Below are 14,402 nucleotides of genomic sequence, written 5' to 3' on the forward strand. Positions count from 1 at the left end.
GCGCGTCCCGCGCACGAGGAACAAGGTGACAACATGGCAGGTGTAAAAGTCGTCAAACTGGCCAATGGTGCCTTTGCCAAGGCCATCCCGCCGACACCCAAAAACGAGATGGAGGGCCGGCCTCCCAACATGGCCTTCAATGCCAGTCAAAGCATTGCCAAGGTCGTTTCCCTTCCGACCAAGTACCTGATGGATTTCAACTATTGGGTCAATCGGCAGATCAGGCCGGTGAACCAATTCGTGAACCAATTGGCCAGCGGCACTCCCTTCACTCAGGCGGCCACGCTGCTCAGCGGGGTCGTCGGCATTCCCCATATGCACCCGGGACGAATTCCGATGGTCCCGGTCGGTCCCATTCTGCTCGGTGGATGTGTGCAGGTCTTGATCGAAGGGAAACCCGCGGCGCGCGCCGGTGATTTGGCCTGGACGCCCACCTGTCTGAGCCTTGCCGGCGGGTGCGGGGTGTTTACCGGATCTTCGAACGTGTTCATCGGAGGAGCCCGTGCGGCGCGCATGGGAGATATCACCCTCCACTGCGCCAACCAGCCGAATCCCACGCCCGTGAAATGGGTCAACTGGGATATGGTGGCCTACAATTTCCTGCTGCGATGCCTGTTCGCCGGGGCCGAGTTCGCGGTGGCCTTGGGCGGGCTCGCCGATTTGTATTCCTCCGGCAAGGTCAAGGATCCCGCGATGAGTGCGGCGCTCTCGCTCAGCGGAAGCATGGCCTTGGCTCAGGTGGGCGTCGACTTGGCTGCGGCCGCCGCGTCGAACATCATCGGCAAGGATCCCTGTGTGCCGACACCCGCTCCCGGTGCGATCGTGTTCCCGACGGCTGCCACGGTGCGTATCGGCGGACTGCCCATGCCGCCCTGGGAGTGGCTGATCAAGCCCTTCATGAAACCCCTCAAAAAGCGCTGGACCCGATTGAAGTTCAAGATCGATCGGAATGTCGGGGTCGTCAGGCGAAGCCAAGCTCGCAAAACCCACAACACCAACGCCCAGTCGAACCAACCCGCCAAGAATCAGAACCCCGCTCCGGCGCCCACGCCCGCTCCCGCGCCGACGCCTCCCAAACCGCCCGCGCCGACCAAAAAGACACCCAAGAAGAAAGTGGTCAAGAAAACCAAGAAGAAGGGCAGCCGGAAGAAGGTCAACCAGAAGCTGAATCCCAAGGCCAAGAAGAAACGCAGCCAGGGCAAGTCGGCCCCCAAAAAGAAAAAGAACAAATTCAACAAGAAGCAGAAGAAGCAGAACCGCCGGAAGGCCACGGAGTACAAGGGCCGCAAGAAGACCCACGGCACCGACAATTGGACGCCCAAAACGCCGTCGACCAAAAAGCCCAAACCGAAGAAGGTCGTCAAGAAACGCAAGGTGAAGGCCGATCCCGAGCCGATCAAAAAACAGTTCAAAAACAACAAGGGAAAAAGCCAACCGAAAAAACCGCGCAACCGCAAGACCAAGAAGGAAAAGGCCAAGGCCAAGAAGGCCAAGACCGCGTACCTGGGCCGCAAGAAAACCTTCAACACCCAATCGGTCCCGAACAAGGTCTCCAAGGCCAAGTCGAAGGTCAAAAGCGGCAAGGTCGCCGCGGAAAACCACAAGATCCCCTACAACGGCTGCCCGATCAGCATGGCCACGGGCGAGGAGGTTCTGAGCCTGCACGACTTCACCTTGCCCGGACCCCTGCCTTTCGATTTCGTGCGCACCTACCGCAGCGGACACGCGCAGGATTTCGGGTTGGGTCCCGGCTGGACGTTCAGCGGCTGCGAGCGTTTGCGACGCGACGGCGATTGGTGGCTGCTGGAACATGCCGAGGGTCGCGACCTGTGGTTCGAACCCCTGGAACCCGGTGAGGCCTGCTACCATCGGCGCGAACGACTGACCCTGGCGATGGACGAGTTCGGCGTGCTCTCCCTGTGGGAGGAGGGCAGCCCGCACCGCCTGTTCGCGGCCTATGGCGACCACTACCTGGTGCATTCGATTCGCGACGGATTCGGCAACGAGCTGGTCTTCGAACGCGACGATGCGGGCCTGTGGACCGGCTTGCGTGCCTCCGCCGGTGACGGTTTCACCGTAGCGCGCGGTCCCGATCGGCGCATCCGTTCGATCGTGCCACGCGGCAGGGGCGACGAGACCTTCGACGAGGCCTACGCCGCGTTCCGTCACGACGCCAACGGCGATTTGGTGGGCGCCTACGATCGCCTGGGCTTCGGCGAACGCTACGCCTATCGCAACCATGTCCTGACGCGGCGGATATTGAAAACGGGATTCAGCTTCCACTTCGAGTGGGATCGCCACGACATTCACGGGCGCTGCCTGCGCAACTGGGGCGACAACGGTTGTTACGACTACCGTTTCGACTACGACGCGGACGGCCTTTCGTCCTCGGTGACCAACTCCCTGGGCGCGGTTCGCCAATACCGATTCGACGAATTCGGGCACCTGATCGAGGAAATCGATCCGGTGGGAGCCCGGACGGTCTACCACCACAACGCCGAAGGCGACATGACCTGCCAGATCGATCCGCTGGGATTCGAAACCCGGTTCGATTACGACGAGCGCGGCCGACTGATCGAAGTGGTCGATGCCCTGGGCTACGGCGTGGCATTCGATCACGATGCGCTCGGGAATTCGGACGCCATGAAGGATGCGGCCGGTCACGAGTGGTATCGCGCGTTCGGCGAGCACGGTGCGGTGACGGAAAGCTGGGATGCGCTGGATCGGCGCACGGCCTATTCGTACGACGTCTTCGGCCAGGTGACCGGTGTGGAACTTCCCGGCGATCGACACATCGAACGCAGCTACAACCACCGCCACGAGTTGATTGGCGAGAAGGCTCCGGGCGGCCAGGTGACGCGCTACCAATACGACGACTACGGCCACCTGGCGGCGGTACTCCATCCCGACGGCACCCGCACCCGCCTCGACCACGACCCCCTGGGCCAACTGATTCGCCTTCGACGCGCCGACGGTACCGAGATCTTCGCGGTCTACGACGAGAACGGTAACATTACCCGCGTTCGTGACGAATCGGGCCGGGAAACCCACTATCGTCATTTCGGCATGAACCAGGTCGGTGAGCGTCGCGATCCCGATGGCGGCGTGGTCCGCTATCACTACGATTCCGAGCGGAACCTGACCGAGATCGTCAACCAGAAGGGCGAATCCTGGCGGTTTCGTTACGACGCCTGTGAGCGCCTGATCCACGAGGTCGGCTTCGACGGGCGCCAGTGGCACTACCGCTACGATGCCGCGGGCCGATTGCTGGAACGCGAGGAAGATGGCGAAGTGAAATTGACCTATGTTCGCGATGCCCTGGGTCGGGTGGTTCATCTGGTGGCGCGCGACCTGGTGCGGGATCTGGTGGTGTGGCAGGTGTTCGACTACGACCAGGTAGGCAATCTGGTGGTGGCCGACAACCCGCACCGTCGCCTGCGTTTCCGCTACGACCCCATGGGCCACATGATCGAGGAGTGGCAGGACGACGAGTTGTTGCTGCACCGCCACAATCCGGCCGGGGAACGGCTGTCGACGTTGATGCCCGACGGCAGCGAGTTGTGTTTCGAACGCGACGCGAGCGGCCGCTGCCGCCAGATTCGGTACGGAGCCCTGCAGTTGGCGGATTTCACTCGCGATGCCCTGGGCCGGGAAACGGCGCGGCGGCTGGGGAACGGCATGCGCGCCGTGCGCGGCTACGATGCCGTGGGCCGAATGCGCAGCCATTGGCTCGAAGATCGGCACTATCCGCTGGCCATGCTTCGCCAAGCCGCCTATCACTACGATCCCGTTGGCAACCTGCTTCGCATCGAGGACGAGCAGCGCGGCGACATCCGCTTCGAGTACGGAGTCGACGATCGCCTTCGCGGCGTCGAAGGCCATGCCACCGAAGTCTTTCGATTCGACGCCACCGGCAACCCCATTTCGCGGCCGGGTGCGGAAGGGGCCGAAGCCCTCGCCAGCACCGGGAATCGCTTGGTCCAGCTCTCGTCCAGGCGCTACGTCTACGATCGACGGGGCAACCTGACCCATCGCCGGCAGTCCGGGCCCCAACGCACCGAGACGCGCTTTTTCTACGACCCGCTCAACCAGATGAAAGCCAGCGAACGCGCCGGTATCCGCACCGAATATCGCTACGACGCCTTGGGACGCCGCGTTGCCAAACAGACCGAAGGCGAGGAGATCCAATACTATTGGTGTGGGAATCAATTACTATGGGAAGATCGCGACGGCGAGCGGATCGTCCACATTTGCGATCCGGACGAGGAGTGGCCGCTGGCACGCATTGCCGGCGAGGAGGTCACCTTCTACCACTGCGACCACCTGGGAATGCCGACCGACATGATCAACGAAAACGGGCGACTGGTTTGGTCGGGTCGATACCGAGCCTACGGACGCCTGGCGGAAGCGTCTCCGGCCCGAGTGGAGAACCCGTGGCGCTTTCCCGGCCAGTACGAAGACGAGGAGACCGGGCTCCACTACAACCGGTTCCGGTATTACGATCCGGAGTGCGGGCGGTTCACGACGCAGGACCCCATCGGCCTGGCCGGCGGGCTCAATCCCTACGAATACGCGCCGAACCCCACGCGCTGGATCGATCCCCTGGGGTTGTGCAAGGAAGGCAAGTTCGTGAATCACCAAGTGGAGGCCAAATACCAACGCTACATGGAGTCCAAGCAGAAAGCCGGCGACGCGTTCATGAACCGGGCCGACTGGCACAAGCAGCAATGGCCGCTGATGCAGCATCGCGTCATGAGGCAAGCCTATCAGGTGGCGCACGGCATGCCCTCGCACGCCAAGTTCCGCACCGGCGACGTCAAGCTCACGCCGGAGCTGAAGCATTGGATGAAGTACGAGGCCAAGCGCACCGCGCAAAAGAACGGTGCCGATCAGGGCATGCTGGTGGTGCACGGCGGCAAGGTCGATCCGGCGGTAATCAAGTTCGCCGAGCAGCACGGCATCGTCGTCAAGCGCTATTGAGGAGCGTAGGGTCTTTCTCGGTGCCTTGGGGTTTTAGGGGATTCCGGGGATGGTCAACTGTCCACACATCAAAAGGTCTCACAAGGCCCAAATCCGATAAATAGGAGTTAGTCGATTATTATAGTAATGTGACGTTTTGTCACTGCCCTTTGATGTGTTCAAAAAACTTTTGGATACCTAAGGTGTCGTGCAGGAGTGTGCCTTCGTTTTCCGCGATTTGACGTTCTCCGTCAGCCAGTAATGAGCGTAATGTGTTTAATTTCATATAATGCACTTGATCCTGGTTTTGTTCCATAAACCGAAGGGCTTCGCAGATGACCTCGCTGGGGTTGTTATATAACCCTGTTTCGACTTTGCTTTGGATCAATTTTTCTAATTCTGGTGTAAGTGAAATATGCATTGAAACCCTCCCCCTGACGATCATTTTTTAAGAATTGACAATCATTGGTGGGAACTGCTTCCCAAGCCAACAACCCATGCTCAAACGGAATCGTCCGTCAGGCTTAACGCGCCCTTTTCGCGGTCGTCCTCGAGAATGGTCAGCCAGCCCGGCTCGCCTGCATTTTCACGGGCTTGAATCGCATGGATGGCTTGATCGATTTCGTGCCTCGGCTTGTAACCATTATCTCGGAGGGCAGCGAGATGGATCACGTCGCTCAACGTCCCCAATGTCTTCATGCCTTTCAAAGCCAGGGGAATCAGATCAGTATCGCCCGCCTCCAAAGCCTTTCGACAGATTTCGGGGGCGTGGGTGCCGTCGAAGTCCAGCAAGAGTTGGAAAAGCTTGGGTCGCAGTCGGGCATCCGCGGTGGTGTCGAGCACGTCGATCAACCGGGGAAGCAGGGACGCGTCCATTTTGCTGCGAACCAAACCCAAAAATGGGACGCCGTGAGTGGCAAGGCCCTCGAGGATCAAATCGTCGGCGCGGTCATGGGGCAACGCGCGGAGCAACAGAAACAGATCCGGTACCAACTGCGCATCCACGTGGCGAATCAACCAAGCCTGGGAGGCATGGGAACCGCCTCCCATTTGACCGCACATCCACAAAACGGCCTCGGGATGGATGGGTGGCAAGTTCCCTTGGGGCTCGCTCGCCTGATGTGCCCATCCCAAGATTCGCCGCATGACTTCGTTCTCGGGAGACTTTTCCGCCTCCCTGGGCAGGCATCGAAGCCATTCCCGATCCAGGTTTGGAAACCAGGAACAGAGTCGCGCGAGCTCGGCATCCGAGGGCGATCCCGCTACCTCGAATCTCTTGGGCCTGGCATCGGGCTGTTTCCAGAGGAATGCGAGGCTCTTCGCCCTCATCGCCCGACAGGAATCCTTGGCCGCCACCTCCAAGTGTCGCTGAATCAATGTCGTCGAGCGCAACAGGTCGTTCGCCAGATCCGTCATTCGCCCGAATTGGTCTTTCATCCAATTCAGCGCCGATTCCGACGAATGAACGGCCTCATCGAAGCGGTAGGAAACGATGATTTGATTCGAGTGCAGGTGAACCGATTTCAACTCGCGGCAAAGGGTGCGTACCCGTTCGTTGAGGATGGTCACGGATGCTGGTTCGTCCAAATCGAAGTGTATCGTTTCATCGAAAGCGGCATCACCGGTTTTCGGATTTTCCGTTTGAGATCCCCGCGTTTCCGAAAGCTCGAGGCCGTAGGGAAAGGGTTTTGGCGCATACATTCTCATTTCGCGGGCGACGAGATCCAGCTCGAGCCTGTAGTCGGAAGCTGCACGAGACCAGAGATCCCGGTTATCGGGAGACATGCCGAATGCCTTGGCGGTGAGTTCGAGCAAACTCCAATGGGCGTAGGTGGTCGGCGCTTTCGATTCGGACTTTCCGAAACCACTCGACCGTGGAGAAGTTCCCCAAACGAACGCGACACCGGCCACCACCAACCCGATTAGAATCGCCACATCGAAATAACTGAAACCCATCATAAATCGTGTTCTCCCAATGGATTCTGAATTCGGAAACCGGACGTGTCGGCGCGGCGTCCGAAAATCCAGCGATCGCACTACCCTTAGATGCGCGAGCCGGTGGAACGTCGGGCCATGCCAATGGCAGGAACGGGCGGACCGTTGAACACACCATACCAAAGCCGTCGCACTGCCCGAAGGTTCGAAATGGCGTTTGGGGGTAGGTGATTGAGCCGGTGGTGGACCATCCGAACATCGCTCGGCATGCTGGGCACGCCATCATTCCTGACCGGTCAGGTGGCGCGGGTGCCCCTCAATTCTGACCGGCGGGTTCCAGCAGGGCCCGGTATTTGTCGGTCTTCTCGCGATCGCCGCGGGCTTCGTAAAGCGCGATCAACTGGTTCAGGGTCCGCTTCGTTTCGGGCCCGTCGTCCGTCAACTTGGCCTCGAGCGCCTGCCAGGAGTTCATCAACAGGGGCTCGGCTTCGTCCAGGCGGTTTTGGTGGAGCAGTGCTTCGCCGAGCAGGGCGTTGGCCTCGTCGCGCCACCAGTGATCGGCGTTGACCGCTTCTTTCAGGACCTGAATGATGTTGCGCGCCGCGTTTTCGGCCTCGCGGTAGCGCTTCTCGGCCAACAGGGCCCTGGCGATGCCCAGCAGGATCGGGCCGGTATTGTGATGGGACATGGGGTGGTTGCGCAGGTGCAGGTCCAAGGTGTCGCGGTAGAGGCTTTCCGACATCTTGGCGCGCTCGTTTCGCAACGCCAGGTCACCCTTGACCTGGAGCGTCTTGAGGGCGATGTTGTTGGTTTCGCCGAGCGTATCGATCGTGATCCGCAGGACGTCGTCGATCTCATCGACGAGACCTTCCTGTTTGCCCTGTTTGAGCTTGGCTTCGGCCACCAGAATGCGGGTGCCCAACACCGCCGGGTGATCCGCGGGTAGGTTTTTCACGAAGACGTCGAGGGCGGATTGCAGCAGGGTCTCCGCCTCGGCGAAGCGGCCGACGGGCATGTAGACTCGGGCCAGGTTGCGACGTTTTCCGGCCGTGCGGGGATGGTCCTCACCTTCGACCTCGTTGGCGATCTGAATCGATTCCTTCAGGTACACCTCGGCTTCCTTGTAGCGACCCATGTCCAGCATCAGGACGCCGTGGTTGTTCAGGCCGGTACCCGTATCGGGATGGTTGTTGCCCAGCAGGCGCCGGTCCATGGCGGTCGATTCCCCGTAGAGTCGGTCGGCTTCTTCGTAGTAGTAGAGATCGTGCAGCAGGAAGGCCAGCTCGTTGATGGCGGTCGAGAGACGGGGATCGTTCTCGTCCATGATCTGGCGGCAGAGTTCCAGCGATTCGCGGAACATCGGCAGGCTTTCTTCGAACCGGTTCTGGCTGCGGATGGCCGTGCCCAATTGATTGAGCACGAAAGCCCGTTGCCACTTGTCGTCCGGCATTTCCCGCTCGACCACCGCCAGGGCATCGCGGCAAAGTTGCTCGCCCCTGTCCGCCTCGGCGTACTCCTCCAGCAGATTGGCCATGCTGACCAGGGCGCCGATGCGGTCCTTGGCGTTGCCGTGCGATTCGGTGAGGGTCATCAGCTCTTGGTTGAGCGGCTTGGCCTTGTCGTAGGCACCCAGATCGAAGTAGACCTCGGCCATCATGCGCAGCAGGCGAATGCGGATTTCCGGTTCGTCTTCGAGCTGCTGCTTGATGCGCTCGGCGCCTCGATCCAACAGTTCGACCGCCGTCAGCTCTTCGCCGCGGGCCTTTTCCGGACCCGAGAGCTCGAAAATTTCTTCCAGGAAGGTCGTGACCGCCTGGGCCGCATCGCGCTGCCGCTCGGTAATCTTGCGTTGGCGATAATTGAGCAGGGAAAAGGCGATCAAGGTGCACATCAGCACGATCATCAGCGACACGGCCACGAAATGGCGCCGCACGAATTTCCCGGCACGGTAGCCGACGGTCAGGGGTCGGGCCGAAATGGGCATGCCGTCCAGGTAGCGCTGGATGTCGGTGGCCAGCGCCTCCGCGGAGGTGTAGCGGCGTTCCGGCTCCTTGCGCAGTGACATGCTGACGATGTTCTCCACGTCGCCGCGCAGCAGGCGGCGCAGGCTGGCGGGATCGGTACGTCGTTCCTTGGCCGCGTTCTCCTCGCGCATGGCGATTGTGTCGCCGACCAGCTCGCGATTGCCGGTGGGGCGGCGCAAAACCCGGCTCAGCCGCTCCGGTTCGCGAACGCAGACGGCCTGCAGGATTTCGTTCAGACTGTGGCTGTTGACTTCGTAGGGGCGGGCGCCCGAGAGCAACTCGAACAAGATGATGCCCAACGAGTAGATGTCGGTGGCGGCGCCCAGCGGTTCTCCGCGAACCTGTTCGGGCGACGCGTAGCCGGGCGTCATGACCTGCTCCTGGAATTTGGTCATGGTGCGCTGCGATTTGGTGTCGGGATCCAACATGGTGGCGATCCCGAAATCCAGCAATTTGGGCTCGCCGTGTTCGTCGACCATGATGTTGGACGGCTTAAGGTCGCGGTGAATGACCATGTGCTTGTGGGCATAGCTCACCGCGTCGCATACCTTGATGAACAGTTTCAGCCGTTCGCGAATCGTGAGCCGTCGTTCGGCACACCAGCGCGTGATCGATTTCCCGTCGATGTACTCCATCGCCAGCCAGGGCAGCCCGTCGGAGGTCAGGCCCGCATCCATGACCCGTGCGATGTTCGGGTGTTGGAACCGCGCCAGGATCTGGCGCTCTTTCTCGAAGCGTCGCAGGACCTTGGGGTCGTCCATGTTGACGACCTTGATCGCGACCTTCCATTCCAAATCGTCCTCGCGCTTCGCCAGGAAGACGCGACCCATGCCGCCGGTACCCACCAGCCGGTCGATTTTGTAGGCGCCGAGGCGGGTGCCGGTCTCGATGCCGCGTGAAATGCGGCGCAGCGGATCGGGGGCCTCGGTATTCAGTTGGAAGCGGGCCTTGTCGACCTCGGGATCCCGGTTGGCCGGTGCTTCCGGCGGATCCGGCGTGATCTCCGCAGCCGGTCGGCCGGTGGTGCGCATGGCAAGCATCGTTCTGGCGCGGGCCAGAAGCACGGGATCACCGCCGCACAATTGCTCCAGATAGGCTTGGCGCAGGCGTCCGTCATCGGCCTGATCGACCTGATTCAAAATGTCTTGCAGATCCCTGTCTCGGTTCAAGCTTCACGTACTCCTGGCCAGGCTGATGGCTTGTCAAATCGATGATGGGCTAGGCATGAATCTGGGGAAAAGGACGGAATGGTGGATCGAATCTTTCCCATGAAATCCCGATTCGCGATCGATCCAGGGATGAATGAGGCAAACGTACGGCGAAAAGGATGGCGGAAGGGGAGGACGAGACGGGTATTGCCGCAACCGGTGGGGAGAAGGCGCTCGGTGTGACGAAGCAACTGGCTCATGGGAAGGTCGCGGGTAAGGCGATCCCTGCTTTTGACTGGTGGCATTCTAACGCAAACAGTGGGGAAAATCGACTTGGATCAAGCCGTCGCGGCCGCCGATCGGAGGAAAAGGCACCTCGAGGTAGCCCGAAGTGCGGCGCATTTTCGCTGTGTGAATCCGGATCGAACCATCGCGGACCCGCACCGGTTCTCTCGCGTGGGGTTTCGATTCCAAGGCGATAGGGACTCGTTGCGGGAAGTAACCCGGGTCGACGATCCGCCACCCGAAGGAAACTCTCGCTAATTCGAGACTCACATTTTGATGGTTTTTTACGCGGATCAATGGGGTTTTTGGGGATCTTCAACTACCGAAAGGTGGAGTGTTTTGTTAGAATTCGCAATTTGCTTGACTCTCAATATTTGAAATTCCTAGATTGATAGTATTTCCCGCAACCCTCTTTCTCCCTACAACCTGACGCCCGGCGATCGATGTTCCGAAGATCCGTCTGTCGATCGAATCTTCGGCGCGGGTCCGTGTGAATCTTGTCAAAAAGCTTGGAATAAACAAGTTAGTGCTTGTTCGGTCAGGCTGCTTCGGTAGCGCCAGCGTTGCGTTTCCGGATGGGCACTCGTTAGGAGAACGAAATGTGCGGTTTGTTCGAAGATCTTCGTCGCTTTCCTCAGGACCAAGGTCCCGAGATCGAGCTCGTGGTAGACGGTGACGAACATTATGCGACCTACGAGCGACCCGATGGCTATACCGTCGTGTACGATGCCGACCTTGGCCTTTATTGTTTTGCGGATCTTCAGAACGGCCAGTTCGTATCGACGGGAATTGGCAGTGCGGAGGAGCCTCCGCGTTCGCTCGCCAAACATTTGCGCGAGCGTCCGGAGGTGGCTTCGGCCAAATTCAACGATCGCTATTTCACGTTTGGACCCGGCGCCGACAGCCCCGAACCGGGTCTCGAGACCTTTGGGCAGAACGACGGATTGTTGCCCGGACGCGCGCTTCACCGCGGCGACGTCAAGGGCCTTACCGTCCTGGTGAATTTCAAGGATGTCGGCACGACGATCACCCGGGAAGAGGTCGATGCCCTGGTCAACGGCACCGATTACCGGGAACACGGCAATTTCAGCTCGGTGCGGGAGTATTTCCATCTCGTTTCCAGCGGCAAGCTGAACTACACCAGTGAAGTCGTGGGACCCGTGACCCTTTCCCATAACCGTTCCCATTACATCGATCACTCGCTGGTCAAGGAAGCCCTGGATTTGGTCGTGGCGGATGGTGTCGATTTATCCCAATTCGATTCACTGGACGACGGCATCGTCGATGCCGTGACGTTCCTGTATGCCGGTGAATCGGTGTACCAGGGCGATCTATGGCCCCACAACTTCACACGGCGCCTCTTTTATGGCCAGGTCCGCACTCACTTCTACATGCTCACCGGCTTGGGTTCCGAAAGCAGCGACCTCCGCATCGGGACCATTTGCCACGAGTTGGGCCACATGCTGTGTCGTTTTCCCGACATGTACGACTACGGCAAGCGCGACGGTGATTTCGAACGCAGTCAAGGCATCGGCCGCTACTGCCTCATGGGCTCCGGCAACCACCTCGACAACCGACGCACGCCGTCGCCGGTTTGCGCCTACCTGCGCGACCTCGCCGGGTGGTGTGACCAAAAGGTCGATCTCAACCGGGATGGACGCTATACGGCCCGACACGCCGACTACGACACGGTCATGAAGTATCGAACCAGCAAGCCGAACGAGTATTTCCTCATCGAGAACCGCACGAAAATGGGGCTCGACCGGTTCCTGCCGTCCAGCGGCCTGGCCATCTACCATTGCGACATCCTCGGTTCCAACGAATGGCAGAACGGCAGCGGATCGCGGCATTACCAGTGCGCCCTCGAACAGGCCGACGGACATCGGGACTTGGAGCGCAACAACAATCACGGCGACGGCGGCGACCTGTTCCAACGTGTGGCCGGTTCGGCTTTCACCCATGTGACCACGCCCTCGTCGCGTAGCTGGGACGGGACCGATTCGGGGCTCGCCGTGACCGATATCGGCGCGCCCGGTCAAGAAATCGAGTTCACGATCGGTGCGCCCAGTGTGGCACCGGCACGTGTGGAAAAGGGTTCGGCTCCCGACAAACCGATCCCCGACAACGATCCCGGCGGCATTCACGACGTCATCAGGGTCGGCGAATCGGGCCTCGTGGCGCGCATGACCCTGGATCTGCACATCGTACACACCTGGATCGGCGATTTGCGCGTGGTGCTCGAAGCGCCCACCGGTCGCAGGGTCACCCTCCACAACCGTCAGGGGGAAGATGCGGACGACATCCGCACGCGCTTCGACAGCGATACCGAGTTGTCCGCCCTGATCGGGGTGTCCATCCAGGGCGATTGGATTCTGCGGGTCTCGGATACCGTCGGTCAGGATACGGGTCATCTGAAGAGCTGGTCTTTCCAAATCCAAACCGTCGGGTAGCACACCGGAGGCCTTGGCCGCGACCTGTCGCCGAGGGGCTCCCTCTCGACCGGGATCGCGACCGGGGTACCCTTTCTCCCGGACACAAGGGCCCGATCGCATCAGGGGAGGTGAACCGCATGTCAGCGCCCGATTATTGGCTGGACCAACTGGTCCAGGCCGCCCAGCGCTTCGACCGGGGGCAGGCCCGCCGTACCGGTCGCCGCCGCGCCATCGAGAAACTCAAACGCGGCGATCGGAAAGTCAGTCTCGACGCGATCGAGGAACCGGAACGGCTCGCCCAGCGTTTGCTGAGCATGGACCTGCCCGGCACCATCGATCAGGTCGTCCGCAATTTCTGCAAGGGGGAGGCAGCCCCCGCTCGCGAGCGCATCGAGCAGGTGTTTCTCGAGAGCATCATCCTCCAGGACGACCTCGTCCCCATCGGATTTCTCCACAAGGCCCAGGCCGTGGCGCGGTACGTGGGTCGGATCGTCACCAAACTGGGAGGCAGAACCAAATTCGGTACGGGCTTCATGATTTCCGATCGCCTGCTCCTGACCAACCATCACGTGTTGCCGCTGCCATCCATCGCCCGAAAGAGCCGGGTCCAGTTCGATTACGTGGAGATCGCGGGAGGCGACATCAACGTGCCCACCGATGTGGCACTGGACCCCGAAACCCTGTTCGTCGCCGACAAGGATTTGGACTTTGCCGTGGTCGCCGTTCAGGCGAATCATCCGCCCATCGGGGCCGGTGGCTGGATTCCGCTCATTTCGGCATCGGGCAAGGCGATGGTCGGCGAGCGCGTCAACATCATTCAGCATCCGGGTGGCGAGCCGCAACAGATCGCCATTCGGGCCAACCAGATCGTCGACATCGATGGTCATTTCCTGATTTACGAGACGGATACGAGAAAGGGAAGCTCGGGTTCGCCGGTCCTGAACGACCAGTGGCAGTTGGCCGCGTTGCATCACGCCGGGGTTCCTCGGCGCGATGGGCACGACCGCATCCTGTTGACCGATGGCGAACCCTGGGACCGCCGGCCCGGCACCGTGCATCGGATCGACTGGGTGGCCAACGAGGGGACGCGCATCAGCAGCATCACCGCCTTTTTGAAGGAATGGGCGGACGGTCAGGAGTTGGCGATCAAAGGCCTGATCGAAAACACCGGCCGGCAGCCGCCACCCACGAGCACCGGGCTGCCGCCTTCCTTGGGCTCGGATTCGGCGTCGGCAACCGCACCGGCCTGGGCCCTGTCCGGCTTCGAATCGGCAGCCCGCATGTCGTCCCCGCAATCGGACGCCGCATCCGGCACACGGCAGTGGACCCTGCCCATGACCGTGACGATTTCGATCGGCCCTCCCCAGACGGAGCAGTCGAATGCCGGTGGGGCCGTGGCGCCATCACCGGAGCGACCCGAGCCGATCGAACCGCCCGAGGATGATGTCGAATGAGAGCGATTCTCGATTCGTTATCGTCCAGAAATCGAGCGCGCCTGTTCATTCGTTCGAGTCTCTCGAGAAACCCAGTTTTTTTCAAGTAACTGGCGTTCGGGGAGGAAGCACCATCTTCACGTCTGTGGGGTAATTGGGGATCAGTGTAAAAACTGTTCCGCTCAG

At 60.6% G+C, this 14,402-nt stretch carries 6 protein-coding genes; 3 read left to right on the forward strand and 3 right to left on the reverse strand.

What is annotated here, in order from left to right; genetic code table 11:
* Nucleotides 1-33: 33 nt before the first annotated feature.
* Nucleotides 34-4,980 carry an RHS repeat-associated core domain-containing protein gene (locus J3U87_RS05535; RefSeq protein WP_237382036.1) on the forward strand — a complete coding sequence of 1,649 codons (4,947 nt, stop codon included), beginning with the start codon at nt 34-36 and terminating at the stop codon, nt 4,978-4,980.
* 139 nt (nt 4,981-5,119) lie between these two features.
* On the opposite strand, the gene J3U87_RS05540 is transcribed toward J3U87_RS05535, so the two are convergent.
* The 3 genes from J3U87_RS05540 to J3U87_RS05550 form a co-directional block, all read right to left on the reverse strand.
* On the reverse strand, nt 5,120-5,380 hold the full coding sequence (locus J3U87_RS05540) for a type II toxin-antitoxin system ParD family antitoxin (protein ID WP_237382037.1): 261 nt from the start codon (nt 5,378-5,380) through the stop codon (nt 5,120-5,122).
* 80 nt (nt 5,381-5,460) lie between these two features.
* The gene (locus J3U87_RS05545) at nt 5,461-6,918 is read right to left on the reverse strand and encodes a hypothetical protein (RefSeq protein ID WP_237382038.1); all 1,458 of its coding nucleotides are present in this window, start codon (nt 6,916-6,918) and stop codon (nt 5,461-5,463) included.
* Between the two features lie 292 nt (nt 6,919-7,210).
* The gene (locus J3U87_RS05550; RefSeq protein ID WP_237382039.1) at nt 7,211-10,087 is read right to left on the reverse strand and encodes a serine/threonine-protein kinase; all 2,877 of its coding nucleotides are present in this window, start codon (nt 10,085-10,087) and stop codon (nt 7,211-7,213) included.
* A gap of 863 nt (nt 10,088-10,950) precedes the next feature.
* Between J3U87_RS05550 and J3U87_RS05555 the strand changes: the two genes are divergently transcribed.
* Together J3U87_RS05555 and J3U87_RS05560 are read left to right on the forward strand one after the other, a co-directional pair.
* The gene (locus tag J3U87_RS05555) at nt 10,951-12,801 is read left to right on the forward strand and encodes a M6 family metalloprotease domain-containing protein (RefSeq protein ID WP_237382040.1); all 1,851 of its coding nucleotides are present in this window, start codon (nt 10,951-10,953) and stop codon (nt 12,799-12,801) included.
* 119 nt (nt 12,802-12,920) lie between these two features.
* Nucleotides 12,921-14,237 carry a trypsin-like serine peptidase gene (locus tag J3U87_RS05560; protein WP_237382041.1) on the forward strand — a complete coding sequence of 439 codons (1,317 nt, stop codon included), beginning with the start codon at nt 12,921-12,923 and terminating at the stop codon, nt 14,235-14,237.
* The last annotated feature ends 165 nt before the right edge of the window (nt 14,238-14,402 follow it).

Origin of the sequence: Sulfidibacter corallicola (assembly GCF_017498545.1) — a bacterium.
Taxonomy (GTDB): Bacteria; Acidobacteriota; Holophagae; order Acanthopleuribacterales; family Acanthopleuribacteraceae; genus Sulfidibacter; species Sulfidibacter corallicola.